This is a genomic window from Mycobacterium innocens, assembly GCF_900566055.1.
Taxonomy (GTDB): domain Bacteria; phylum Actinomycetota; class Actinomycetes; order Mycobacteriales; family Mycobacteriaceae; genus Mycobacterium; species Mycobacterium innocens.
Map to the genome: position 1 here is coordinate 14020 of NZ_UPHQ01000283.1, position 23726 is coordinate 37745.

A 23726-nucleotide genomic window follows, 5' to 3' on the forward strand; every position below is an offset into this window, starting at 1 on the left:
AAGTGGCCGACGGGACTCGCCTCGTCCGCCGCCGACCACCCACCGGCGTGCCCGCGCGCGACCCGGCCACCCGAACCTGCACCAACGATGCAGCCCACGACGGCGAGTACATCCGGAAGACCAGCCCGTGCCAGCTAATATCGCTTGGGTGTCGCAGGGCGAACAAGCCAAACCACGTCGGCGCCGGGGCCGGCGCCGCGGTCGTGGCGTTGCGGGTTCCGCCGAAAATACTACGGACACCCAACCTGCCGGCAACGGCGCCGCCACCCCGTCATCGGCAAGACCTGCCCGGCCGCGCTCGCGTCGCGGCCGTCCGGACCGGCTGCGCACGGTGCACGAGACATCCGCCGGAGGCCTGGTCATCGACGGTATCGACGGACCGCGCGACGAGCAGGTCGCGGCGCTGATCGGCCGTATCGACCGACGCGGACGCATGCTGTGGTCGCTGCCCAAGGGGCACATCGAAATGGGCGAGACGGCCGAACAGACCGCCATCCGTGAGGTCGCCGAGGAAACCGGAATCCTCGGGAGCGTGCTGGCCGCGCTGGGCCGCATCGACTACTGGTTCGTCACCGACGGCCGCCGGGTGCACAAGACCGTGCATCACTATTTGATGCGCTTCTCGGGCGGCGAGCTTTCCGACGACGATCTCGAGGTCGCCGAGGTGGCCTGGGTGCCGATTCGGGAGCTGCCGTCCCGGCTGGCGTACGCCGACGAGCGCCGCCTGGCCGAGGTGGCCGACGAACTGATCGACAAACTGCAGACCGACGGCCCGGCCGCACTTCCCCCGCTTCCGCCGAGCTCACCGCGGCGACGGCCGCAGACCCACTCACGCACCCGGCACGCAGACGGATCGCCGACGAGGCGAAAGAACTCTCACGGGCCGTGACTGCGTTGCGAGTGCCTTGGGCCGGTTTGTGGCGCCTCGCCGCCGTGATCGGCATCGTGGCCGGTTTCGCGGGCGTGCTCCAAGTACCGCGCGCGACCGCGGGTGAGCCCACCCCCACGCCATTCGTGCAGGTGCGCATCGATCAGGTGACCCCGGACGTCGTCACCACCACCAGCGACCCGGTGGTGACCGTCAGCGGCACGGTAACCAACATCGGTGACCGCCCGGTCCGTGACGTGATGGTCCGGCTCGAGCATGCCGGGACCGTCACGTCGTCGGCGGCCTTGCGCATCTCGCTCGACGGCAGCACCGACCAATACCAGCCGGCCACCGACTTCGTCACCGTCGCCCCGGAACTGCAGCGCGGACAGGGGGCGGGGTTCACCCTGTCCGCGCTGCTGCGCTCGCTGACCAAGCCGTCGTTGACCATCGACCAACCTGGTATCTTCCCGATCCTGGTCAACGTCAACGGGACGCCCGACTACGGGGCGCCCGCCCGGCTCGACAACGCCCGGTTCCTGCTGCCCGTCGTGGGAGTGCCCCCCGACAAGTCCGATAAGGCAGCCGGCTTTGACACCGCCATCGCACCGGAAACCACCAAGCCGGTATGGATCACCATGCTGTGGCCGCTCGCTGACCGGCCCCGCCTGGCCCCCGGCGTCCCGGGCGGCACCATTCCGGTGCGGCTCGTCGACGACGACCTGGCCAACTCGCTGGCCAACGGCGGCCGACTCGACACCCTGCTCTCCGCATCCGAACTCGCCACCAGCCGCGACGTCGACCCCGAGGGCGCCGTCACCCGTGCGCTGTGTCTGGCGGTCGATCCGGATCTGCTGGTCACCGTCAACGCGATGACCGCCGGCTATGTGGTGTCCGACTCGCCCGACGGCCCCGGGCAGCTACCCGGTACCCCGACCCACCCGGGAACGGGCCAAACCGCGGCCACCATCTGGCTGAACCGGCTGCGCGCGCTGGCTCATCGCACCTGCGTGGCACCGCTGCCGTATTCCCAGGCCGACCTGGACGCCTTGCAGCGGGTCAACGACCCCGGGCTGAGCACGATCGCCACCGTAAGCGCCGGCGACATCGTCGACAAGATTCTCGACATCAACTCCGTGCGGGGTGCAACCCTGATGCCGGACGGGCCGTTGACCAGCCGCGCGGTCGACCTGCTCAGCGCCAACGACGGCATGGTCGCCATCGCGGCCGCCGACTTTGCCGCCCCCGACATATCCGAAACCGGTCAAGGAACCTCCGCCAACCCCGACATCACCCCCCGGCGGCTGTCCCCCCAGCTGGTCGCCGCGCCGTTCGACCCGGCCGTCGGCGCCGCGCTGGCCGCGGCCGGCAGCAACCCGATCGTTCCCACCTACCTCGACTTGTCGCTGTCGGTTCGCATCAGCCACGACTCGGCCACCGCCCGCCGCCAGGACGCCCTAGGTGCCCTGCTGTGGCGCAGCCTGTACCCGGACGCCGCCCCCCGCACCCAGATCCTGGTGCCACCGGCGACCTGGAACCTGCAGGGTGACGACGCCCAGGCCATCTTGACCGCCCTGGCCACCACCATTCACGCCGGACTGGCCGTGCCGCGTCCGCTGCCCGCGCTGATCGCCGAGGCGGCGGCGCACACCGAGCCACCGCAGCCCCCGGGCACCGAGGCCAACCCCGCCACCCGCGGCCGGTTCAGCGACGACATCACCGCGCAGATCGCCGGCCAAGTCGGCCGATTGTGGAAGCTCACCGCGGCGCTGACCACCGATGAGCGCACCGGGCTGACCGGTGTGCAATACACCGCGCCGCTTCGCGAGGACATGCTGCGCGCGCTGAGCCAGTCGGTGGCGCCGGACACCCGCAACGGCCTGGCCCAGCAGCGGCTGGCGGTGGTCGGCAACACCATCAACGACTTCTTCGGTGCGGTCACCATCGTCAACCCGGGCGGCTCCTACACCCTGGCCACCGAACACAGTCCGCTTCCCCTGGCGCTGCACAACGGTCTGGCCGTACCCATCCGGGTCAAGCTGCAGGTCGATGCTCCGCCCGGCATGACGGTCACCGACGTCGGCCAAATCGAGCTGCCGCCCGGATACCTGCCGCTGCGGGTACCCATCGAAGTCAACTTCACCCAGCGGGTCGCCATCGACGTCGCGCTCAAGACGCCCGACGGCATGGCGCTGGGTGAACCGGTGCGGTTGTCGGTGCACTCCAACGCCTACGGCAAGGTGCTGTTCGCCATCACCCTCACCGCCGCGGCAGTGCTGGTGACACTGGCCGGACGGCGGCTTTGGCACCGGTTCCGCGGCCAGCCCGACCGCGCCGACCTGGATCGCCCCGACCCGCCCCCGGCCCGGCACACCGAACAGGGTGGTGCGCCCGACCGTCGGGTCCAAGAAGAGCACCGGGTATGAAACCGGCTCCGCGGCGAGTGCACCCAGCGACGCAGCGCCCGGATCAGCGGCCGGCCCCGCGCCGGGCTGAACTGTCCGACGCCGCCCTGGTGTCGCGATCGTGGGGAATGGCCTTCGCGACGCTGATCAGCCGGCTCACCGGCTTCGCCCGCATCATGCTGCTGGCCGCGATCCTGGGTGCCGCATTGTCCAGCTCGTTCTCGGTGGCCAACCAGCTGCCGAACCTGGTGGCCGCGCTGGTCCTGGAAGCCACCTTCACCGCGATCTTCGTGCCGGTGCTGGCCCGTGCCGAGCGGGACGACCCCGACGGTGGCGCCGCGTTCGTGCGCCGACTGGTGACGGTGGCCACCACGCTGCTGGTCGTGGCCACCGTCCTGTCGGTGGCCGCGGCACCGCTGCTGGTGCGGTTGATGCTGGGCCGCAATCCGCAGGTCAACGAGCCGCTGACCACCGCCTTCGCCTACCTGCTACTCCCCCAGGTCCTCGTCTACGGCCTGTCGTCGGTGTTCATGGCGATCCTGAACACCCGCAACGTGTTCGGGCCGCCGGCCTGGGCGCCGGTCGTCAACAACGTGGTCGCCATCGCGACCCTGGGGGTGTATCTGGCGGCCCCCGGTGAGCTGTCGGTCGATCCGGTCAAGATGGGCAACCCCAAGCTGTTGGTGCTGGGAATCGGCACCACGTTGGGGGTGTTCGCCCAAACCGCCGTGCTGCTGGCGGCGATTGGGCGCGAGCACATCAGCCTGCGGCCGTTGTGGGGAATCGACCAGCGGCTCAAGCGATTTGGCGCGATGGCCGCCGCGATGGTGCTGTATGTGCTGATCAGTCAGCTCGGCCTAGTCGTCGGCAACCAGATCGCCAGCACGGCAGCGGCTTCCGGCCCGGCGATCTACAACTACACCTGGCTGGTGCTGATGCTGCCGTTCGGCATGATCGGTGTCACCGTGCTGACCGTGGTGATGCCGCGACTGAGCCGTAATGCCGCCGCCGACGACATCCCGGCCGTGCTCGCCGACCTGTCACTGGCGACCCGGCTGACCATGATCACGCTGATCCCCACGGTGGCCTTCATGACTGTCGGCGGGCCGGCGATGGGCAGCGCGTTGTTCGCCTACGGACATTTCGGCCAAGTCGACGCCGGATACCTCGGCGCCGCGATCGGGTTGTCGGCGTTCACCTTGATTCCCTACGGGCTGGTGCTGCTGCAACTGCGGGTGTTCTATGCCCGGGAGCAACCATGGACACCGATCGTCATCATCGTGGTCATCACCGGCGTCAAGATCGTCGCCTCGCTGCTGGCGCCACACGTCACCGATGACCGCGAGCTGGTTGCCGGTTACCTGGGACTGGCCAACGGGCTCGGATTCTTGGCCGGCGCGACGATCGGCTACTACCTGCTGCGACGGGCGCTGCGGCCTCGCGGTGGCCAGCTGCTCGGCGCCCAGGAGGCGCACACCATCCTGGTGACGACCGCCGCGTCGTTGCTGGCCGGCCTGATTGCCCACGTCGCGGATCGGCTGCTCGGCCTGGCTCAGTTGACCGCCCACGGCGGTGGGGCCGGCTCACTGCTGCGGCTGCTCGTTCTGGGGCTGATCATGGTGCCGATTCTGGCCGCGGTCATGCTCGGCGCGCAGGTCCCGGAGGCGCAGGCGGCGCTGCGGGTGATCCAGCATCGGCTCGGCGTTCGGTCCGGCAAGCCCGGTCGGCGCGGGGTCACTGCTGCGGATGGATCGTCTGGTCGTTACCGCGTCACGTACCCTGAGCAAAGAAAGTCGTCCGCGCCGGGGGAAACTGCGGTCCATCAGCCGATCCGGCGCAGACCTCCGGCAATCAGAGCCGGGATAGCGAAAGGACCGGAGGTGACCGACCGCCCATCGGATAGTGCCGCCGCGTCCGACGCCGTCTCCGGCACCGACCTACCGCGGCCGGTTGCCGACGACTTTCAGCCCGACATTCCCGCCGACCCCGATCGGGGTGCCGGGTCGCGGCCCCGCCGGCCCGACCGGCTCAACGGCGACGCCGATGCCCGCGGGCCGATTCCGTTCGATGCGCCACGCGAGCGTGGCCCGGAAACGTCGGTGCCGCGAGACGACGTCAACCTGGTTCCGGGTGCCCGCATTGCCAACGGCCGCTACCGTCTGCTGATCTTCCACGGCGGCACAGCGCATCTGAGGTTCTGGCAGGCGCTGGACACCGCGCTGGATCGCCAGGTGGCGTTGACGTTCGTCGACCCGGAGGGCGCGCTGCCCGAGGAGGTGCGCCAGGGGATCCTGGCCCGCACCCTGCGGCTGAGCCGCATCGACAAACCCGGTATCGCGCGGGTGCTCGACGTCCTGCACACCGGTTCCGGGGGTCTGGTGGTCGCCGAATGGATCCGTGGCGGTTCGTTGCGCGAGGTCGCCGAGACCGCGCCGTCGCCAGTGGGGGCAATCCGGGCGATGCAGTCGCTGGCCGCGGCCGCCGACGCGGCGCACCGCGCCGGAGCGGCCCTCTCGATCGACCACCCCAGCCGGGTGCGCGTCAGCATCGAAGGCAACGTGGTACTGGCTTATCCGGCAACCATGCCGGAAGCCAACCCGCAGGACGACATCCGTGGCATTGGCGCCGCGCTGTATGCCTTGCTGGTCAACCAGTGGCCGCTGCCGGAGTCCGGGACCCGCAGCGGGTTCCCCCCCGCCGAACGGGATGCATCCGGCGAGCCCGTCGAACCGACCGTTGTCGACCGCGACATTCCCTTCCAGATCTCCGCCGTTGCCGTCCGGTCAGTACAGGAGGACGGCGGAATACGCAGTGCCTCAACGCTTTTGAACCTGCTTCAGCAGGCGACTGCGGTGGCCGACCGGACCGAGGTGCTCGGTCCCGTCGAGCCGGCGGCGCCGGTCTCCGTCCACCGCTCGGCCGCGGAGGACAGCGAAGCCTATGCGCGGCGTCGCCGCAACCTGCTCATCGGTATCAGCGCCGGCGCCGCCGTTCTGCTGGTCGCTCTTCTGGTTCTGGTCTCGGTGATCAACAAGGTCTTCGGCAACGTCGGCGCCGGCCTCAACCGTGACCAGCTCGGCCTGAACACCCAAACGTCGTCGGCGTCGGAGGCCAGTTCCGCCCCCGCCGGCAGCACCGTCAAACCCACCAAAGCCACCGTCTTCTCCCCCGACGGGGAGGCCGACAACCCAGGCCAAGCCGATTTGGCTATCGACGGCAATCCCAGCACTTCCTGGCAAACCGACGCCTACACCGACGCCGTCCCGTTCCCCGCTTTCAAGAACGGCGTCGGATTGATGTTGCAGCTGCCGAAGCCGACCGTGGTCGGAGCCGTCACCATCGACATTTCCAGCACCGGCACGAAAGTCGAGATCCGCTCGTCACCGACGCCGAACCCGTCGAAGCTCGACGACACCTCCGTGCTGACCTCGGCCACCGCACTCAAGCCCGGCCACAACACCATCGCGGTCAAATCGTCGGCACCGACGTCCAACCTGCTGGTGTGGATTTCAACGTTGGGAACCACCGACGGCAAGAGCCGCGCCGACATCTCGGAGATCACCGTCCAGGCCGCATCCTGATTGCCGCACAACCCCGCAAACGAGTGAAGTGCCCTGCGGCTACCGATTGGTTACTGTCCGGCCGTGGGTTTTGGGGGCAGACGGGAACGCAGTGACGCCGAGCTGCTGGCGGCTTTCGTCGCCGGCGAGCACCGCGCCTTCGAGCAGTTGTTCCGCCGCCATCAGCGCCACCTGTACCGGTTGGCCCAGCTCACCAGCCGCACCCCGGAAGACGCCGAGGACGCACTGCAAGACGCGATGATCTCGGCACACCGGTGCGCGGCGTCGTTTCGGCATGACGCGGCGGTCAGCACCTGGCTGCACCGCATCGTGGTCAATGCCTGCCTGGACCGGCTGCGCCAGGCCAGGTCCCGGCCGACCGCCCCGCTCGACGACGTGTATCCGGTTCCGGATGCAACGGCTCGAGTCGAGACGGAGATCTTGGTGCAGCGAGCGCTGCTGCAGCTTCCGGTCGAGCAACGGGCCGCAGTGGTCGCAGTCGACATGCAGGGCTATTCGATCGCCGACACGGCACGCATGCTGGGTGTGGCCGAGGGCACCGTCAAAAGCCGCTGCGCCCGCGGGCGGGCGCGGCTGGCGCGGCTGCTGGGCTACCTCGACACCGGAACCCGCGCCCTGGACATCGGTTAGCACCGGTTAGCACGGCCCGCCGCATTTCTGGGCGGGGCGGTACCTGGTGATCAAACTACGCATGACGGACACTGGGGCGGATGAATGGAACCGGACACGAAGCCGACGCGAACCCGCCGCTGACCGTCGAGCTCCTCGCCGACTTGCAGGCGGGTCTGCTCGACGACGAAGCCGCCGCCGGCATCCGCCGACGAGTCCGCACCGACCCGCAGGCAGCGGCAATCCTGCGTGCCCTGCAGCAGGTGCGCCGCGACCTCGCGGCCGCCGGCGCTGATCCGGCCTCAGCGCCGGATCCTCCTGCCGATGCCACCGCCAGAATCTCCGGGACGCTGCGGTCGGTGGCTTCCAGTGAGTCGCCCGCCGCGCACGCAGCCCGGCCGCGCATCCGCCCGGCGAAGATCCTTGCCGGGATAGCCGGGTTCTGCGCGACCGTTGCGGCGATCGGCGTGGGTACCGCCGCACTGCTCACTGCGCCCTCACCGGCGCCGAGCACGCCCACCACCGCAATGCACATCACCGTCTCGACGTCGCCGCCGGTGATTGCGCTGTCGCATGAACAAATGCTGGAACTGCTGCAACGCACACCCGACTACGGTCCGGTCGACGCCGCCCTCGCCGACCCGTCAAGGCGCGCGTCCTGCCTGAACGGCCTGGGCTACCCGGCATCCACGCAGATCCTGGGCGCCCAACCGATCGGCATCAACGCCCGCCCCGGGGTGCTGCTGGTGGTACCCGGCGACGGCCCCGACACCCTGGCGGTCTACGCAGTGGCGCTCAACTGCAGCGCCGCCGATACCGGCCTGTTGGCCAGCACCACAGTCGCCCGAGCCACCGGCTCGTAGCGGCATCCCGACATGGTCCAACGCGCGGAAGGGAACACCAGTGCCTACGCTGGCGTTCATAAAAGTCCGAGACCAGCTTTCCGCACCCGAAAGGCCCGCATGACCGCCGCCCCCGCCACTCCTGACACCATCCACGACGTGATCATCATCGGCAGCGGTCCTGCCGGATACACCGCCGCTCTCTACACCGCCCGGGCGCAACTGGCTCCGCTGGTGTTCGAAGGCACCTCGTTCGGCGGGGCACTGATGACCACCACCGAGGTGGAGAACTATCCGGGTTTCCGCGACGGCATCACCGGTCCCGAGTTGATGGACCAAATGCGGGAACAGGCGCTGCGGTTCGGTGCGGACCTGCGCATGGAGGACGTGGAGTCGGTATCGCTGGACGGACCGATCAAGTCGGTCGTCACCGCCGACGGGGAAACCTACCGCGCTCGCGCCGTGATCCTGGCGATGGGTGCGGCGGCGCGCTACCTGCACGTGCCCGGCGAGCAGGAGCTGCTCGGGCGCGGAGTGAGTTCGTGTGCCACCTGTGACGGGTTCTTCTTCCGCGACCAGGACATCGCCGTCATCGGCGGCGGTGACTCGGCCATGGAGGAGGCCACCTTCCTGACCCGGTTTGCCCGCAGTGTCACGCTGGTGCACCGCCGCGAGGAGTTCCGGGCCTCCAAGATCATGCTCAACCGTGCCCAGGCAAACGACAAGATCAACATCTTGACCAACAAGGTGGTGCTCGCCGTGGACGGGGACACGACCGTCACCGGACTGCGGTTGCGCGACACCGCCACCGGTGCAGAAACCACACTGCCGGTAACCGGCGTCTTTGTCGCGATCGGACACGAGCCGCGATCCGGCCTGGTGCGCGATGCCGTCGATCTGGATCCAGACGGCTACGTGCTGGTCAACGGCGGCACCACAAGCACTTCGCTGGACGGGGTATTCGCCGCCGGAGACCTGGTCGACCGCACCTACCGGCAGGCGGTCACCGCAGCCGGCAGCGGTTGTGCGGCTGCCATAGACGCCGAACGCTGGCTGGCCGAACGCGAAGCAACGGGGCACGCTGACAGTACCGACACGCTGATTGGAGCACAGCAATGACCGATTCCGAGAAGTCCGGCGCCACAATCGAAGTTTCCGACGCATCCTTTTCCACCACTGTGCTGTCTAGCAATAAGCCTGTGCTGGTTGACTTTTGGGCCACCTGGTGCGGCCCGTGCAAGATGGTGGCGCCGGTGCTCGAAGAGATCGCCGCCGAGCGTTCGGGCAGCCTCACCGTGGCCAAGCTCGACGTCGACGCCAATCCGCAAACCGCGCGCGACTTTCAGGTCATCTCGATTCCCACGATGATCCTGTTCAAGGACGGCCAGCCGGTGAAACGAATCGTCGGGGCCAAAGGGAAAGCGGCTTTGCTGCGCGAGATTTCTGACGTGGTACCGAACCTCTGCTAGTAGCTCGTAGCTCGGCCGATACCCGATTCACGACCCGTCGGGGTATAGCGGCGATCCCGCTTGCATACAGCCGGCAGCGGCGGTTACTCGCGATGCGGCGGATCGGTGCTCACGCAGTTGCGGTCCGGCGCCACCGGACGGATGGTTCCGGCTATCCGCATGCGGCTGCTATGGTAGTGAAATCTGGTCAGACAGAACGCTTTCCGGGCCACCGACCGGCGCGTCGGCTTGGCTCCCGTTCGGACGTGAGAATTGCTGCTTCGCAGTTACTTTCGCATTCGAGCACCCCTGGGCACACGCCGATATGATCTGTATCCGCACCGCCGAACACCGCTACCGACTTGCGCCAACGCCCAGCGCGTCCGCGTCTTCCTTTGCCCGTCGCTCAGCACGGCTCCGTTCTTCGGTCAACCTTCGCTTTGCGACGCTCGAATTCTGTTATCTGTCAGCGAGATACGCCTGAGACAGGCGCACGTTGCAGCCCTTCCGAGGCTGAAACCCTGCGCTGTGTCGCGTTGATCACTTGTACTTATGATCCGAGTTGGTGAATGTATCGGCACGTCGTTGCCCCGGGTCGGCGGGCATGGTGCAATCGGTCAGTCGTTCGATACCGCGAATTCGGCAACCGGAAAACCGCGGAGTCATAAAGCATTAGAACGAGGAGTGTCGATTTGACGTTGTGGGTGGTTCCTGAGGGTTTGACCGGCGCGGCTGCGGCGGTGGAGGCGTTGGGTGCTCGGTTGGCGGCTGCGCATGCTGCCGCGGCGCCGTTGATCACGGGAGTGGTGGCTCCAGCGGCCGACCCGGTGTCGTTGCGTACCGCGGCAGGGCTCAGCGCCTGCGCCGTGCAGCACGTGGGGATCGCCACGGAGGGTGTCGAAGAGCTGGCCCGCTCTGGTGTGGGCATCGGTGAGGCCGGGGTCAGTTATGCCGCCGGTGATGCCGCCGCAGCGCTGACGTATGCCCCTACGGTTGGTTTGGCATGATCGCACCGATCTGGATGGCATGCCCGCCCGAGGTGCATTCGGCGATGCTGTGCGCTGGTCCGGGGGCTCCGTTGGTGGCGGCCGCCGCGCAATGGTCGTCGCTAAGTGCTCAGTATGCCGGCACGGCCGAGGAAGTGAGTATGGTGTTGGCCGCGGTGGCGGCCGGGGCTTGGCGGGGTCCCAGCGCGGAGCTGTGCGCGGCGGCCTATGCCCCGTATCTGGCCTGGCTAATAACTAATGCAAGCCAGCAGCGATAGTGTGGGCACGGCTGCTGCGCACGAGGCCGCGGCCACCGCTTACGGCACCAAAGAGCATCGGGAAATTGCCCAAGCCGCCCAGGTTTCGGTGGCAAGAACCCTTCGCACGCCGCAATGCCACTTCGGCATATCGTCATGTCGCAGCAGTTGTGGTGCCGCGACCAAGCGCCACCCGGACGACGCGTCGGGCCCCGGATCAGCCTGGGGTTTTCCCGAAATTGGGAAGCATCTGCGACAATAGCGGCTAGCTGTACTGCATTTATCAGCGAAGTCAGTGAGTCCTGGAGGGCCTTTGGTATGCCGAGTCCGCGCCGCGAAGACGGCGACGCGCTGCGCTGTGGTGACCGTAGCGCCGCTGTCACCGAGATCCGCGCTGCGCTGGCCGCGCTGGGGATGCTGGATAATCCCGACGAAGATTTGACCACAGGCCGCCACGTCGCGCTCGAGGTGTTCGACGCCGAACTCGACCAAGCGGTACGTGCCTTCCAGCAGCATCGCGGACTGCTCGTTGACGGCATCGTCGGCGAGGCCACCTATCGGGCGTTGAAAGAGGCTTCCTACCGACTCGGCGCCCGCACGCTCTATCACCAATTCGGTGCGCCTCTCTACGGCGACGATGTGGCGACACTACAGGCTCGACTTCAAGATCTCGGGTTCTACACGGGGCTGGTAGACGGATATTTCGGGTTACAGACCCACAATGCGCTGATGTCGTACCAGCGTGAGTACGGGCTCGACGCCGACGGTATCTGTGGCCCGGACACGTTGCGGTCCTTGTACTTTCTCAGTTCCCGGGTCAGTGGCGGCTCACCGCATGCGATTCGTGAAGAGGAGCTGGTCCGCCGTTCGGGTCCCAAGCTGTCCGGCAAGCGCATCATCATCGATCCCGGCCGCGGGGGTGCCGATCACGGCCTGATCACCCAAGGCCCGGCCGGGCCGATCAGTGAGGCAGACGTCTTGTGGGACTTGGCGAGTCGCCTCGAAGGACGGATGTCGGCCATCGGCATGGAGACCTTCCTGTCCCGACCCGCCAACCGCAGCCCGTCAGACGCCGAACGCGCAGCCACTGCCAACGCGGTTGGCGCAGACCTGATGATCAGCCTGCGCTGCGAAACCCAAGCAAGTCCTTCGGCCAACGGCGTCGCCTCGTTCCACTTCGGTAACTCGCACGGGTCGGTATCCACCATCGGTCGCAATCTGTCTGACTTCATTCAGCGAGAAGTGGTGGCACGCACTGGTTTACGGGATTGCCGTACCCATGGCCGGACATGGGATCTGTTGCGGCTGACCCGGATGCCGACCGTTCAAGTCGACATCGGCTACATCACCAACCCCCATGACCGGGAGATGCTCGTCTCAACACAGACCCGCGACGCCATTGCCGAAGGTATTCTTGCCGCAGTCAAACGCCTCTACTTGTTGGGCAAAAACGACCGGCCCACAGGCACTTTCACTTTCGCCGAGTTATTGGCCCACGAGCTTTCGGTGGAGCGGGCCAGCAGGCTCAGCGGTTCCTGAATTGTCTTGAAGTTCCAGGGCGCATCGTTTTCCGAGCCGCCAGACTCAACTGGGTTTCGGCTCCGGAATCGCCGCAACATGCCCGGCAATGGGCGGTTATGCGCGCAGTGGAGACCAGTGCTGGAACCCCTGTGGTTCTTGTTCATCGAGACTGCAGCCACTGTGACTGCCATCGGCGTGTCGTGTGTGTGGCTGCAGTGTCGCGGGGACGCGCCAACGGCCTAAACAGGGATACGCGGCAGATGTAGTCACACAAGTCACGGAAGCATCGCCTGGCGACCATTGGACGATCCCGGCCGCGGCGACATCGCACGCGACATATCGCATTCCGACACCGTCACCATCAAATGCCGGACCAAAGATCGGGACGTCCCACCAGAATCGCTGGCCGCGCGTAACACTGACTTAAGCCCAGCCGCGCCGCAGTCAAACGCCTCTACTTGTTGGGCAAAAACGACCGGCCCACAGGCACTTTCGCTTTCGCCGAGTTATTGGCCCACGAGCTTTCGGTGGAGCGGGCCAGCAGGCTCGGCGGTTCCTGAATTCTTGAAGCTCCCAGGGCACATGGCTTTCCGAGCCGTCACAGGGTGTTGCCGGCCCTGGAACTAGCGCTGGAACTTGCCGTGGAAGCCGCCCCCACAGGTTGTTGCAGCTGCGCATTTTCCAGCAATCGCTCCAAAGCCGCCTCTACCTCGGCCTTCCACCCAAAGCCTTTGTCCAGTTCGAGCCGCAACCGCGGGAAGTACCTGTGCGGGGCCACCACCACAAAACCCATGTCGGTCAAGAAGTCTGCGTCGATGACGCAGTGGTCGACGGAGCAGTCACCGACAGCCTCGAGCACCGGGCGCACTTCGGGATCGACCAATCCAGGATCCTGTAAGTCGGCTACCTCCGCCGTGCGGCCGAAAGCCTCCAGCGCGCGTACCCCGCGTCGGACCAGTTCGTCGACCACCCCAGCGATCAGGCTGTGCGGCAAATCATCGGGGGCTTGTCCGCGTTCGATACCCATCGACGTCAACAACACCGCATCGGCAGACACCGGCGCGGTCGGGAACCGGCGGGCCCGCGGTACCGCCCGCGGCGGAGCATAGAACACGTACCCCAAACAGGGCGGTTCGGCGTCACTGCGTTCATCCGGAATGGCCGTCGCCACCTGACCGCACGAACCCCACTCCAACATCACCATTGACAGCCAGGCCTCTTTTTCGAATTCGGGGTCGGCGAGGTGGTGATCGTTGCCCAGGGTCGCGGGGTCCACTTCCCAGAAGACGCACCGGCGCGCGTGCTTGGGAAGCTGCTCGAAGGCTTCGAGCCGCAGCGCTGTGATACGAGCAGACACTAGTCTCCTGGCCTCCGTGCGGTACTGCAACTGTCAGCCCCGCTCCTCTGCGGGCCCTTCGGTCCGCGTTGTCGCACGGCCACGCCCACAGCCCCGATCTCCCCCGGCTGATGTGCACCAGCAACCTCTCCAGGATAGGAGAGTTGGTCGCGGTTGGGCCAGTATCGGTTGGCCGCCCGGGCCGCCGCCGGTCGCTGCCGCGTCACGACCGGCTCCGCTGATCACAACCGACCGGCCGCGTCACGAAAACCGTTGACGCGCATAGGGTCTGCGTCGAAGTGCACCGCAACACGCACTGCCTCCCTGTTCCCGGAACCGCGTCACTGTCACAGTGACGTAATTACCCGGTGTTACGTCACACCTTCGCATCGGTCATCAAGCCGATGATTCGCTGCAAATCGTCCACCGAACCGAACTCCACCACGATCTTGCCCTTGCGTTTGCCAAGACTGACCGTGACCCGGGTGTCGAAGGCGGTCGACAGTCGCTCGGCAACGTCTTGAAGTCCGGGCATATGGATCGGCTTGCGCCGCGGCGGGGTCGGTGTGCTGGCACCGGCTCGGTTGGCCAGGGTGACGGCCTCCTCGGTGGCTCGCACCGACAGACCCTCGGCGACGATCCGGCTCGCCAGCTCCTCCTGTGCCTCCGGCCCGGCCTCCAGCGACAGCAGCGCACGCGCATGACCAGCCGACAACACCCCTGCGGCGACCCGCCGCTGAACGGGAATCGGCAGCTTGAGCAACCGGATCATATTGGTGATCAACGGGCGCGACCGGCCGATGCGTGCGGCCAGTTCATCGTGGGTGACGCCGAATTCATCGAGTAGCTGTTGGTAGGCGGCCGCCTCCTCCAGCGGGTTCAATTGGACCCGATGGATGTTTTCCAATAGGGCGTCGCGCAGCAGACTGTCGTCACCGGTTTCGCGCACGATAGCGGGAATCGTGGCCAGGCCGGCCTCTTGGGCAGCGCGCCAACGTCGCTCCCCCATCACGATTTGGTAGTGCGCACCGCTTGGCGTTGCCTCGATTGCCCGCACGACGATGGGTTGCAAAAGCCCGAACTCGCGGATCGAGTGCACCAATTCCTGCAGTGCCTCTTGGTCGAAGACCTGGCGTGGTTGCCGGGGATTGGCCTCGATGTCCGACGGGGCGATCTCGCGGTACACCGCACCCATCGGGCTGGCATCGAGCGCGGGGCCGCCGATCACGACGTCGGCGGTCGCCGACCCCATCCGTGGGCCGAACGACGGCCCGGACTCACCATCGGCGGGACCGGTGGGAATAAGCGACGCCAGTCCGCGCCCAAGGCCGCCCTTCCGGCGTGACGGCTGCGTCATGGTCGTCCCCTCCCGGCTGATGGTCGATCACGATCGGCCAGTTCACGACTGGCATCGAGGTAGCTCATTGCTCCCCGCGAACCGGGATCGTAATCGATGATCGTCATGCTGTAGCCCGGCGCCTCCGATACCTTGACGCTGCGGGGAATCACCGTCCGCAATACCTTGCTGCCGAAATACCGGCGGGCCTCTTCCGCCACCTGATCGGCCAGCTTCGTCCGTCCGTCGTACATCGTCAGGATTACCGTGGTGACTTCGAGTTCGGGGTTGAGGTGTGCCTTCACCATCTCGATGTTGCGCATCAGCTGTGACACGCCCTCCAGCGCGTAATACTCACACTGAATCGGGATCAGCACCTCCGGAGCGGCGACCAGTGCATTGATGGTAAGCAGTCCCAACGACGGGGGGCAGTCGACAAAGACGTAGTCGAAGTCGAGGTTGTCGAGCTCGGCCAGCGCGGTACGCAACCGGTTTTCGCGCGCCACCATACTCACCAGTTCGATCTCGGCGCCGGCGAGGTCGATGGTCGCCGGGACGCAGAACAGTCGCTCGCTGTGCGGGCTACGCCGTATCGACTGCCGCAACGACACTTCGCCGATGAGCACTTCGTAGGACGACGGCGTCCCGGATTGCCGTTCGGTGATACCTAGCGCCGTGCTCGCGTTGCCCTGCGGGTCGAGATCGATGACGAGCGTCTTGAGTCCCTGAACGGCGAGGGCGGCAGCGAGGTTGACGGCGGTAGTCGTCTTGCCCACACCGCCCTTCTGGTTGGCGACCGTGAACAGGCGTCGCTGGTGTGGCCGCGGTAACGGCTCGTGGGTGGTGTGCAGGACACGCATGGCGCGTTCGGCTGCGGCGCCGATCGGGGTGTCGATTTCGGTTGATGTTTCACGTGAAACATTCACCGTGGGATTGTGCGTTGTTTCGGCCGCCGACGCCAACTCGGGAGGTAGCAGCGCGGTCAAGGTACCGCCATCGACCGTGTTGGCACCTCCGAAGGCCTTCGCCGAGCGGGCGGCAACCGTAGACAGCGCCCCGGATACTGGGGGCCTGGCAGATGCGCCCGGGGCATCCGCACCCGGTGCGTGCACCGAAGAAGGTGATGCAGGCCGTGACGGCTGGGCCGACGAGATCTCCGTCTGCGCTCCAGGAGCAACTGGTGCCGATGCGGCGGAAAACCGGCGCGGCTTCATATCGTTACCCCGTCCGCTGATTGCCCCCGATCCGGCCGGCTCTGACCTTCGCGCCGTGCCACCACCACGGTTGCGGTTGGTCGTAAATAGTTCGCGCCACATTCCACTACCCTGACATCACGCACACCCGATGCGGCCATTACACGCCGATACTTCTCCACTTCATCGGCGGCACGCTCTCCCTTGATCGCAAGCATTCGCCCGTCACGCTTCAGCAACGCCATACTCCACTTCGTCAGTTTGTCCAATGGGGCCACCGCTCTTGACACCGCGACATCGCTGGCGCCAAGCCGCTTGGATACCGCTGGATCCTCGGCCCGGCCGCGCACCACATCCACTGCTAGCGCCAGGTCCGCGACGACCTCGTGCAGAAATTCGCTGCGGCGCAGCAGCGGCTCCAGGAGAATGATCCGAAGGTCGGGCCGCGCGAGAGCCAGCGGCACGCCGGGCAGTCCGGCGCCGCTGCCAATGTCAACTACCCGCTCACCCGGATTGACGCGCTCGCCGATGACGGCACAGTTCACTAGGTGTCGCTCCCAGACTCGTTCGGCTTCACGCGGGCCCAGTAACCCGCGCTCGACGCCGGGTCCCGCCAACCAGTCGGCGTATCTCCGGGCGAGTCCAAGCCGGTCGCCAAAGATGGTCATCGGGATGCCGGACCTGTCGGGGTGCATCGGTTCCAATGCGGGCCGCAACGGCCTAACCGGCTCGGGAGAACATCCATGTTTCACGTGAAACAATCTCCGATCTTCCGAGCTCCGCCGATGGCCCTGTCCGCCGGAACTACATGGCTGCAACTCACCGACCCGACATTGCGGAGGGATCGCGGTCGGATAGCGGGTTAGTCGCGCAGCACCACAACTCGCCGTGACGGCTCTACGCCCTCGCTTTCGCTGTGCACACCGGGCACTGCGGCCACCGCATCGTGGACGATCTTGCGTTCGAACGGCGTCATCGGCGCTAGCTCCTGACGTTCACCGCTCTCGGCAACGCGCCGCGCCACCCTTTCCCCCAACGCCGCCAATTCTTCTCGGCGGCGCCGGCGCCAGCTCGCGATGTCGAGCATCAATCGACTCCGCACCCCGGTCTTTTGGTGCACCGCCAATCGGGTGAGCTCCTGCAGAGCATCCAGCACCTCTCCCCCGCGACCCACCAACTTGTTCAGGTCGTCGCTGCCGTCGATGCTAACCACCGCACGGCTACCCTCGACGTCCAGATCGATATCGCCGTCGAAGTCCAACAGGTCCAACAACTCTTCCAAGTAGTCCCCGGCGATCTCTCCCTCGGCGACCAACCGCTCTTCCAGATCGGTCTCGTCGCCATCGGCGTCGGCCGGCATCACGTCTTCTGCCGGCATCACGTCTTCTGCGACATCTGGCACATCCCCCACCGCTGGCTTGCTCTCTATGTCGAGCTCGGTGGTTTCGGCATCAGTCATGGCTTTTCTCCCTCACTCACGGGTCAGTGTTGGCGATGTTTCGCGGCATTCTGCTGAGGCTTTCTGGGCGGTCGTGCCGCTCGTCCCGCAAAGGCTGTGACGCGCATTTACCGCTTGCGCTTCTTTGGCCGCGCGCCCGGGCGCGGTGTACGGCCGGGGACGTTGTTCCGGCCGGTCTGAGGCGGCTTGCCGGCCGGAGTCCGCGGCGCCTTCTCGGACTTGACTTCCGGGCCCTGATCGGTCGGGTCTGTTTTCTTCACGCCCCCGTCGGCATCCGGATCGGCCGCCGACTCGGCCACCGACCCCTCACCGCCGGCAGACGCAGTCTTGGGCAGTCGCTTCGGCTTGGCTCCGGGCGCAGGTGCGTTGGCTGCCCTGCGCTGCAACACTTCCTGTCTCTTGGCCTCGTCCTCTTTTTCGATCATCCCGAACACGTAGTGCTGCTGGCCAAACGTCCAGATGTTGTTCGAAAACCAGTAGAGGATGATCGCCAGCGGAAGGAACGGACCACCGACGACGACGCCCAGCGGGAACACATAGAGCGCCAGCTTGTTCATCATCGCGGTCTGCGGGTTCGCCGCCGCCTCCGCGCTCTGCCGGGCAATGGACGCCCGGCTGTTGAAGTAGGTTGCGATGCCGGCCAGGATCATCACCGGCACACCGACCGCAATCACGGCGGGCCGACTGAAATCGATGAACGCGTCCAGCCCACCGCGCTGAGTCATCGACGCCCCGATCGGGGCGCCGAACAGGTTGGCGTCCAGGAAGTGGCCGACGTCGGTCGGGGTGAAAACGTAATTGCCGGTGAGCCGGTTCTCCACCACCGACATCTGCGGCTGGCCGAAACCGCCCGTCGTGCGGTTGAACGAACGCAACACGTGATACAGGCCCAAGAACACCGGGATCTGCGCCAGCATCGGCAAACAGCCCAGGATCGGGTTGAACCCGTGTTCGCGTTGCAGCTTCTGCATCTCCATCGCCATGCGCTGGCGATCCTTGCCGTACTTCTTCTGCAGCGCCTTGATCTGCGGCTGCAGTTCTTGCATCTGGCGGGTGGTACGAATCTGGCGGACGAATGGTTTGTAGAGCAGGGCACGCAGCGTGAACACCAGGAACATCACTGACAGCGCCCACGCGAAGAAGTTCGACGGCCCGAAGATCAGCGCGAACAGCTTGTACCAGACCCACATGATCCACGACACCGGGTAGTAGACGAAGTCGAGGCTGAAGAAATCAAACAAAAGACTCACTCTCCCCTTGCTTCGCCGACAGGCCCCCGCGGACATCGCAGTCCGAACATCCCCGACGCTCTGGTATCGGATCCCATCCTCCCCGATGCCAGGGTCCGCACTTCGCGAGCCTGGCTACCGTCAGCCAACTGCCCCGGATCAGACCGTATTCGGTCAGTGCAGCCACGGCGTACTGGCTGCAGGTTGGGACGAAACGACACGAGGCCGGCCGTAGCGGGGAAACCATGTGCCGATAGAGATTGATCATGAAAATCAGTCCGCGGGCTGTCCATCGCCCGGTGGCCTTCGCCGCGCGCGCGGGACTCCACGCCAACTGGGTCACCGGACGGTACCCCCCGATTCGGCCGCGCGGCGCAAGCCGCGTCGCACCTGTTGTTCCAGCCATACCGACGAGACGTGCCGACTGCTCGGCAGTGCCCGGATCACCACTTGGTCGCACGGATGCAAGATGCCCAACAATGGCCGGGCAACGTGTCGCAACCGACGTGCCACCCGATGGCGTTCGACCGCGGTACCCACTGATTTGGCGATGATCAATCCCACCCGCGGACCGCTGCAATCCTTCGATTGGTTACCTCGACGGACATGGACGACAACATCGGGCTGTACGGTTCGAATCCCATACTTGACGGTTGCGTCAAACTCGGTTGACCGCCTCATGCGGTTGCGTGCGGACAGCACCGCTAAGAAACCTGCCGCGACGATCAGGCAGTCAGTGCGCGGCGGCCCTTACGGCGCCGGCCGGAGACGATGGCTCGCCCGGCCCGGGTACGCATCCGCAGTCGAAAACCATGAACGCGGGCTCGACGCCGGTTATTCGGCTGGAAGGTCCGCTTGCCCTTGGCCACGGCGTTCTCCTCGATGTGTCTCGCATACCATCCGCCCGCTCATCTCGCACAGTCGGCGGCCGGAGGTGGTCTGGCTGCTGGCCGGCGCGGTCCCCGGAGGCATAATCCAGGTCGCAGCCGTATCGCCGACTTTCGGGCGACTGTTTGAGGGTACTGACGAGGCTTCGCCCGGTCAAACCTCGCCAGTCCCAACACACTCAGGCTGATCCCGCCCACCCCGAAAGATGGCTCCCTCTAACACACTCCATATTGCACGCACATCCAAAGACCACGAACGGAAAACGAGAGAACTGTTGGCAGCCGCACCGAAAACTGTTAGCTTCGGGCAGTGCTGTTTCGGACGGAAACGGCGGCCGACGATGAAGCGAGGATGGCGGATCGACTAGCTGCCCCGACAGCCCAGTGGTTGGATGCAGCGCGGAGATCGCGGGCCGTGGCCGAAAGGTTACGGAATGCAGTCGACCGTCCTTTCCACAACTGTGGATAACCATGTGGACAGTTTGCTTGTCGCCGACAATTGCACCTCGATGTCGGACCAGGGGGATGCGTCGTTGACCGATGATCCCGGGTCCGGCTTTGCCTCAGTGTGGAATGCGGTCGTCTCCGAACTCAACGGGGAACTCAACGCTGACGGCATCGTGGGCACTGACACTGCCCTCACCACTCCCCTCACCCCTCAGCAACGAGCATGGTTGAACCTCGTCCAACCACTCACCATCGTCGAGGGGTTTGCGCTGTTGTCGGTCCCGAGCAGCTTCGTCCAAAACGAGATCGAGCGTCACCTGCGTACCCCGATCACCGACGCGCTGAGTCGACGGCTCGGCCACCAGATCCAACTCGGTGTTCGCATCGCGCCACCTCCACCCGCCAGTGACGCCGACGAGGGCGCGCAGCCGACCGATGAGCCCGGCCTGGAAACGTCACGCGACACATCACCCGAAACCGCCGAAGACACCGCCGACACCGCCGGCAGTCCTCGACCCAGTTGGCCCACCTACTTCACCAAGCGGCCGTCGGGCACCGATACGGTCGCTGCCACCGGTGGAACCAGCCTCAACCGCCGCTACACTTTCGACACCTTCGTCATCGGCGCCTCCAATCGGTTCGCGCACGCCGCCACCCTGGCCATTGCCGAAGCACCTGCGCGCGCCTACAACCCCCTCTTCATCTGGGGCGAGTCGGGACTGGGGAAAACTCACCTCTTGCACGCCGCCGGCAATTACGCGCAGCGACTATTCCCGGGGATGCGGGTCAAGTACGTCTCCACCGAGGAATTCACCAACGACTTCATCAACTCCTTGCGTGACGACCGCAAGGTCGCCTTCAAGCGCAGCTACCGCGACGTCGACGTGTTGCTCGTGGATGACATCCAGTTCATCGAAGGCAAGGAAGGTATTCAGGAGGAGTTCTTCCACACCTTCAACACGCTGCACAACGCAAACAAGCAGATCGTCATCTCCTCCGACCGGCCGCCCAAACAGCTCGCCACGCTCGAAGACCGGCTGCGGACCCGGTTCGAATGGGGCCTGATCACCGATGTGCAGCCCCCGGAGTTGGAGACCCGCATCGCCATCTTGCGCAAGAAGGCACAGATGGAACGGCTCGCGGTACCCGACGATGTGCTAGAACTCATTGCCAGCAGCATCGAACGCAACATCCGCGAACTCGAGGGTGCACTGATCCGGGTCACCGCATTCGCTTCGCTGAACAAGACCCCGATCGACAAGGCCCTGGCCGAGATCGTGCTGCGCGATCTCATCGCCGACGCCACCGCCATGCAAATCAGCGCGGCGACCATCATGGCCGCCACCGCCGAATACTTCGACACCACGGTCGAAGAGCTGCGCGGACCGGGCAAGACCCGATCGCTGGCCCAGTCGCGCCAGATCGCGATGTACCTCTGCCGTGAACTCACCGACCTGTCTTTGCCCAAGATCGGTCAGGCGTTCGGCCGCGACCACACCACGGTCATGTACGCCCAACGCAAGATCTTGTCCGAAATGGCCGAACGCCGCGAAGTCTTCGATCACGTCAAAGAGCTCACCACGAGGATCCGTCAGCGCTCCAAGCGATGAACCCGGTCCATTTCCGGCCGCCTTCTGAAAAAACTTCTCTCCCGCCAGTCACAGCAGCCACACCCATCCGGTGTGGGTAGTTGTGTGCACAGCCACTCGAAACTGCATTGCACACTTAGGTCTTCCTTTGCACACCTGCCGACTCATCCCCAGCAGCTCACACGGCCCACACAACCCACAACGTCGTCATCCACATCCCGGTTTCGCCGCCTAGCAGCACCGACACCGCGCCATCCCCAAAACTCACACCCCTTATTACTGTTATTGAGTTCTATTCGAGGGTTGTCCTTAGAAGAACGGGTCTGGGGACACCTGGCACACAGGGTCCCTCGCGAGGGTGCGCAGCCCGACATGTCAGCGTTGACGATTAGCTTTCAACTTGGGGCCAGACGTTCTACGGTTGTTGTTCGACTGCCGTTGCGGCGTTACGTCACGGGCACTCGCGATGCCGGCGGCGGGAGCTGGCTCACGGATCTAGGGATCGAACTCACTGTTAGGTGAAGGGACGCAATGGACGCGGCTACGACCCAGACTGGTCTCACCGACTTGAAGTTTCGCTTGGTGAAGGAGTCGTTCGCCGAGGCGGTGTCGTGGGTGGCGAAGAACCTGCCGACCAGGCCGGCCGTGCCGGTGCTCTCAGGTGTGCTGTTGACGGGCTCAGACGACGGGCTGACAATTTCCGGATTCGATTACGAGGTTTCCGCCGAAGTACAGGTTGCTGCCGAAATAGCTTCTCCGGGAAGTGTTTTGGTTTCAGGGCGGTTGTTGTCCGACATCACTCGCGCCTTGCCCAATAAGCCGGTCGATTTCTACGTCGACGGCAACCGGGTCGCTTTGACCTGCGGAAAAGCCAGGTTCTCGCTGCCGACCATGGCGGTGGAGGACTACCCGACGCTGCCGACGCTGCCCGTTGACACCGGCACGTTGCCGCCGGATCTGTTCGCCGAGGCCATCAGCCAGGTCGCCATCGCGGCTGGCCGAGACGACACACTGCCCATGTTGACCGGTATCCGCGTCGAGATCTCCGGTGAGACGGTGGTTTTAGCGGCAACCGACAGGTTCCGCCTGGCGGTACGCGAATTGACGTGGACCGCATTGTCGCCTGACATCGAAGCGTCGGTGCTGGTGCCGGCCAAGACATTGGCCGAGGCCGCCAAAGCCAACAGCGACGGATCTGATGTCCGGCTGTCATTGGGTGCCGGCACCGGCGTCGGCAAGGACGGGCTGCTGGGGATCAGCGGTAACGGCAAGCGCAGCACGACCCGGCTGCTGGACGCGGAGTTTCCGAAATTTCGCCAACTACTGCCGGTCGAGCACACCGCGGTAGCCACCGCGGATGTGGCGGAGTTGACCGAAGCGATCAAGCTGGTCGCGCTGGTGGCCGATCGCGGCGCGCAGGTTCGCATGGAATTCGCCGAAGGGACGCTGAGGCTTTCCGCCGGCGGCGACGATGTCGGACGAGCCGAGGAAGACCTTGCCGTCGACTTCGCCGGTGAACCGTTGACGATCGCGTTCAACCCGACATATCTGACCGACGGTCTGGGGTCGTTGCATTCCGAGCGGGTGTCGTTTGGTTTCACCACCCCGGGAAAGCCCGCTCTGCTGCGTCCCGCATCAGCTGAGGATGCCAAGCCGACCGGTAGTGGTCCCTTCCCGGCGGTGCCGACGGACTACGTCTACCTGCTGATGCCGGTTCGGTTGCCGGGCTGATC

Annotated in this window: 20 protein-coding genes and 2 pseudogenes; 13 read left to right on the forward strand and 9 right to left on the reverse strand. The window is 65.7% G+C overall.

Translation table 11 applies throughout. The features are described from left to right. Positions 1-148 precede the first annotated feature (148 nt). The 11 genes and pseudogenes from EET03_RS27285 to EET03_RS33175 form a co-directional block, all read left to right on the forward strand. Positions 149-889: an NUDIX hydrolase gene (locus tag EET03_RS27285; protein ID WP_075542608.1), complete on the forward strand. Its 741-nt coding sequence runs from the start codon at positions 149-151 to the stop codon at positions 887-889. Continuing rightward, entirely contained in the window at positions 886-3294 is a 2409-nt protein-coding gene (locus EET03_RS27290) for a hypothetical protein (protein WP_075542607.1), read from the forward strand. The genes EET03_RS27285 and EET03_RS27290 overlap by 4 nt, the downstream gene beginning before the upstream one ends. Then, complete coding sequence (locus tag EET03_RS27295) at positions 3291-6854, forward strand: lipid II flippase MurJ (RefSeq protein WP_075542606.1); 3564 nt, start codon at positions 3291-3293, stop codon at positions 6852-6854. The genes EET03_RS27290 and EET03_RS27295 overlap by 4 nt, the downstream gene beginning before the upstream one ends. 63 nt (positions 6855-6917) lie before the next feature. After that, positions 6918-7484: an RNA polymerase sigma factor SigM gene (gene sigM, locus EET03_RS27300; RefSeq protein WP_075542605.1), complete on the forward strand. Its 567-nt coding sequence runs from the start codon at positions 6918-6920 to the stop codon at positions 7482-7484. An 80-nt stretch (positions 7485-7564) separates the two neighbouring features. Beyond that, on the forward strand, positions 7565-8326 hold the full coding sequence (locus EET03_RS27305) for a hypothetical protein (RefSeq protein ID WP_075542604.1): 762 nt from the start codon (positions 7565-7567) through the stop codon (positions 8324-8326). A gap of 99 nt (positions 8327-8425) precedes the next feature. Next, positions 8426-9424 (forward strand): thioredoxin-disulfide reductase, encoded by a 999-nt coding sequence (gene trxB / locus EET03_RS27310; protein WP_099193863.1) that lies wholly within the window; start codon positions 8426-8428, stop codon positions 9422-9424. Next, entirely contained in the window at positions 9421-9774 is a 354-nt protein-coding gene (trxA, locus tag EET03_RS27315; RefSeq protein ID WP_075542602.1) for a thioredoxin, read from the forward strand. Before trxB ends, trxA begins: the two co-directional genes overlap by 4 nt. A 671-nt stretch (positions 9775-10445) precedes the next feature. After that, positions 10446-10760, forward strand: a complete 315-nt coding sequence (locus EET03_RS27320) for a PE family protein (RefSeq protein WP_075542601.1) — start codon at positions 10446-10448, stop codon at positions 10758-10760. Further along, positions 10757-11060 (forward strand): annotated as a pseudogene (locus EET03_RS32110) (PPE domain-containing protein); the annotation flags it as partial. The gene EET03_RS27320 and the pseudogene EET03_RS32110, both read left to right, overlap by 4 nt. Positions 11061-11314: 254 nt before the next feature. Continuing rightward, positions 11315-12535 carry an N-acetylmuramoyl-L-alanine amidase gene (locus EET03_RS27330; protein ID WP_075542599.1) on the forward strand — a complete coding sequence of 407 codons (1221 nt, stop codon included), beginning with the start codon at positions 11315-11317 and terminating at the stop codon, positions 12533-12535. A 419-nt stretch (positions 12536-12954) separates the two neighbouring features. Then, a pseudogene (locus tag EET03_RS33175) lies at positions 12955-13077 on the forward strand (N-acetylmuramoyl-L-alanine amidase); the annotation flags it as partial. 38 nt (positions 13078-13115) lie between these two features. On the opposite strand, the gene EET03_RS27340 reads toward EET03_RS33175, so the two are convergent. The 9 genes from EET03_RS27340 to rpmH form a co-directional block, all read right to left on the reverse strand. Then, a complete protein-coding gene (locus EET03_RS27340) occupies positions 13116-13874 on the reverse strand; it encodes an acetyltransferase (protein WP_075542598.1) in 759 nt (252 codons plus the stop codon). 355 nt (positions 13875-14229) lie between these two features. Then, a complete protein-coding gene (locus EET03_RS27345; protein WP_099193864.1) occupies positions 14230-15210 on the reverse strand; it encodes a ParB/RepB/Spo0J family partition protein in 981 nt (326 codons plus the stop codon). After that, on the reverse strand, positions 15207-16403 hold the full coding sequence (locus EET03_RS27350) for a ParA family protein (RefSeq protein ID WP_425271567.1): 1197 nt from the start codon (positions 16401-16403) through the stop codon (positions 15207-15209). Before EET03_RS27350 ends, EET03_RS27345 begins: the two co-directional genes overlap by 4 nt. Continuing rightward, positions 16400-17143 carry a 16S rRNA (guanine(527)-N(7))-methyltransferase RsmG gene (gene rsmG, locus EET03_RS27355; protein ID WP_425271568.1) on the reverse strand — a complete coding sequence of 248 codons (744 nt, stop codon included), beginning with the start codon at positions 17141-17143 and terminating at the stop codon, positions 16400-16402. The genes EET03_RS27350 and rsmG overlap by 4 nt, the downstream gene beginning before the upstream one ends. Before the next feature lie 101 nt (positions 17144-17244). Continuing rightward, the gene (locus EET03_RS27360; protein WP_063470825.1) at positions 17245-17841 is read right to left on the reverse strand and encodes a Jag family protein; all 597 of its coding nucleotides are present in this window, start codon (positions 17839-17841) and stop codon (positions 17245-17247) included. Between the two features lie 107 nt (positions 17842-17948). Next, complete coding sequence (yidC, locus tag EET03_RS27365) at positions 17949-19091, reverse strand: membrane protein insertase YidC (RefSeq protein ID WP_075542595.1); 1143 nt, start codon at positions 19089-19091, stop codon at positions 17949-17951. Further along, the gene (yidD, locus tag EET03_RS27370) at positions 19075-19338 is read right to left on the reverse strand and encodes a membrane protein insertion efficiency factor YidD (protein ID WP_244232572.1); all 264 of its coding nucleotides are present in this window, start codon (positions 19336-19338) and stop codon (positions 19075-19077) included. Before yidD ends, yidC begins: the two co-directional genes overlap by 17 nt. Positions 19339-19409: 71 nt before the next feature. Next, positions 19410-19772: a ribonuclease P protein component gene (gene rnpA / locus EET03_RS27375; RefSeq protein WP_063470823.1), complete on the reverse strand. Its 363-nt coding sequence runs from the start codon at positions 19770-19772 to the stop codon at positions 19410-19412. Between the two features lie 23 nt (positions 19773-19795). Further along, positions 19796-19939 (reverse strand): 50S ribosomal protein L34, encoded by a 144-nt coding sequence (rpmH, locus tag EET03_RS27380; RefSeq protein WP_068111553.1) that lies wholly within the window; start codon positions 19937-19939, stop codon positions 19796-19798. Between the two features lie 551 nt (positions 19940-20490). On the opposite strand from rpmH, the gene dnaA reads away from it, so the two are divergent. Together dnaA and dnaN are read left to right on the forward strand one after the other, a co-directional pair. Continuing rightward, entirely contained in the window at positions 20491-22014 is a 1524-nt protein-coding gene (gene dnaA, locus EET03_RS27385; RefSeq protein ID WP_075542615.1) for a chromosomal replication initiator protein DnaA, read from the forward strand. Between the two features lie 510 nt (positions 22015-22524). Beyond that, a complete protein-coding gene (gene dnaN, locus EET03_RS27390; RefSeq protein WP_099193865.1) occupies positions 22525-23724 on the forward strand; it encodes a DNA polymerase III subunit beta in 1200 nt (399 codons plus the stop codon). Positions 23725-23726 lie beyond the last annotated feature (2 nt).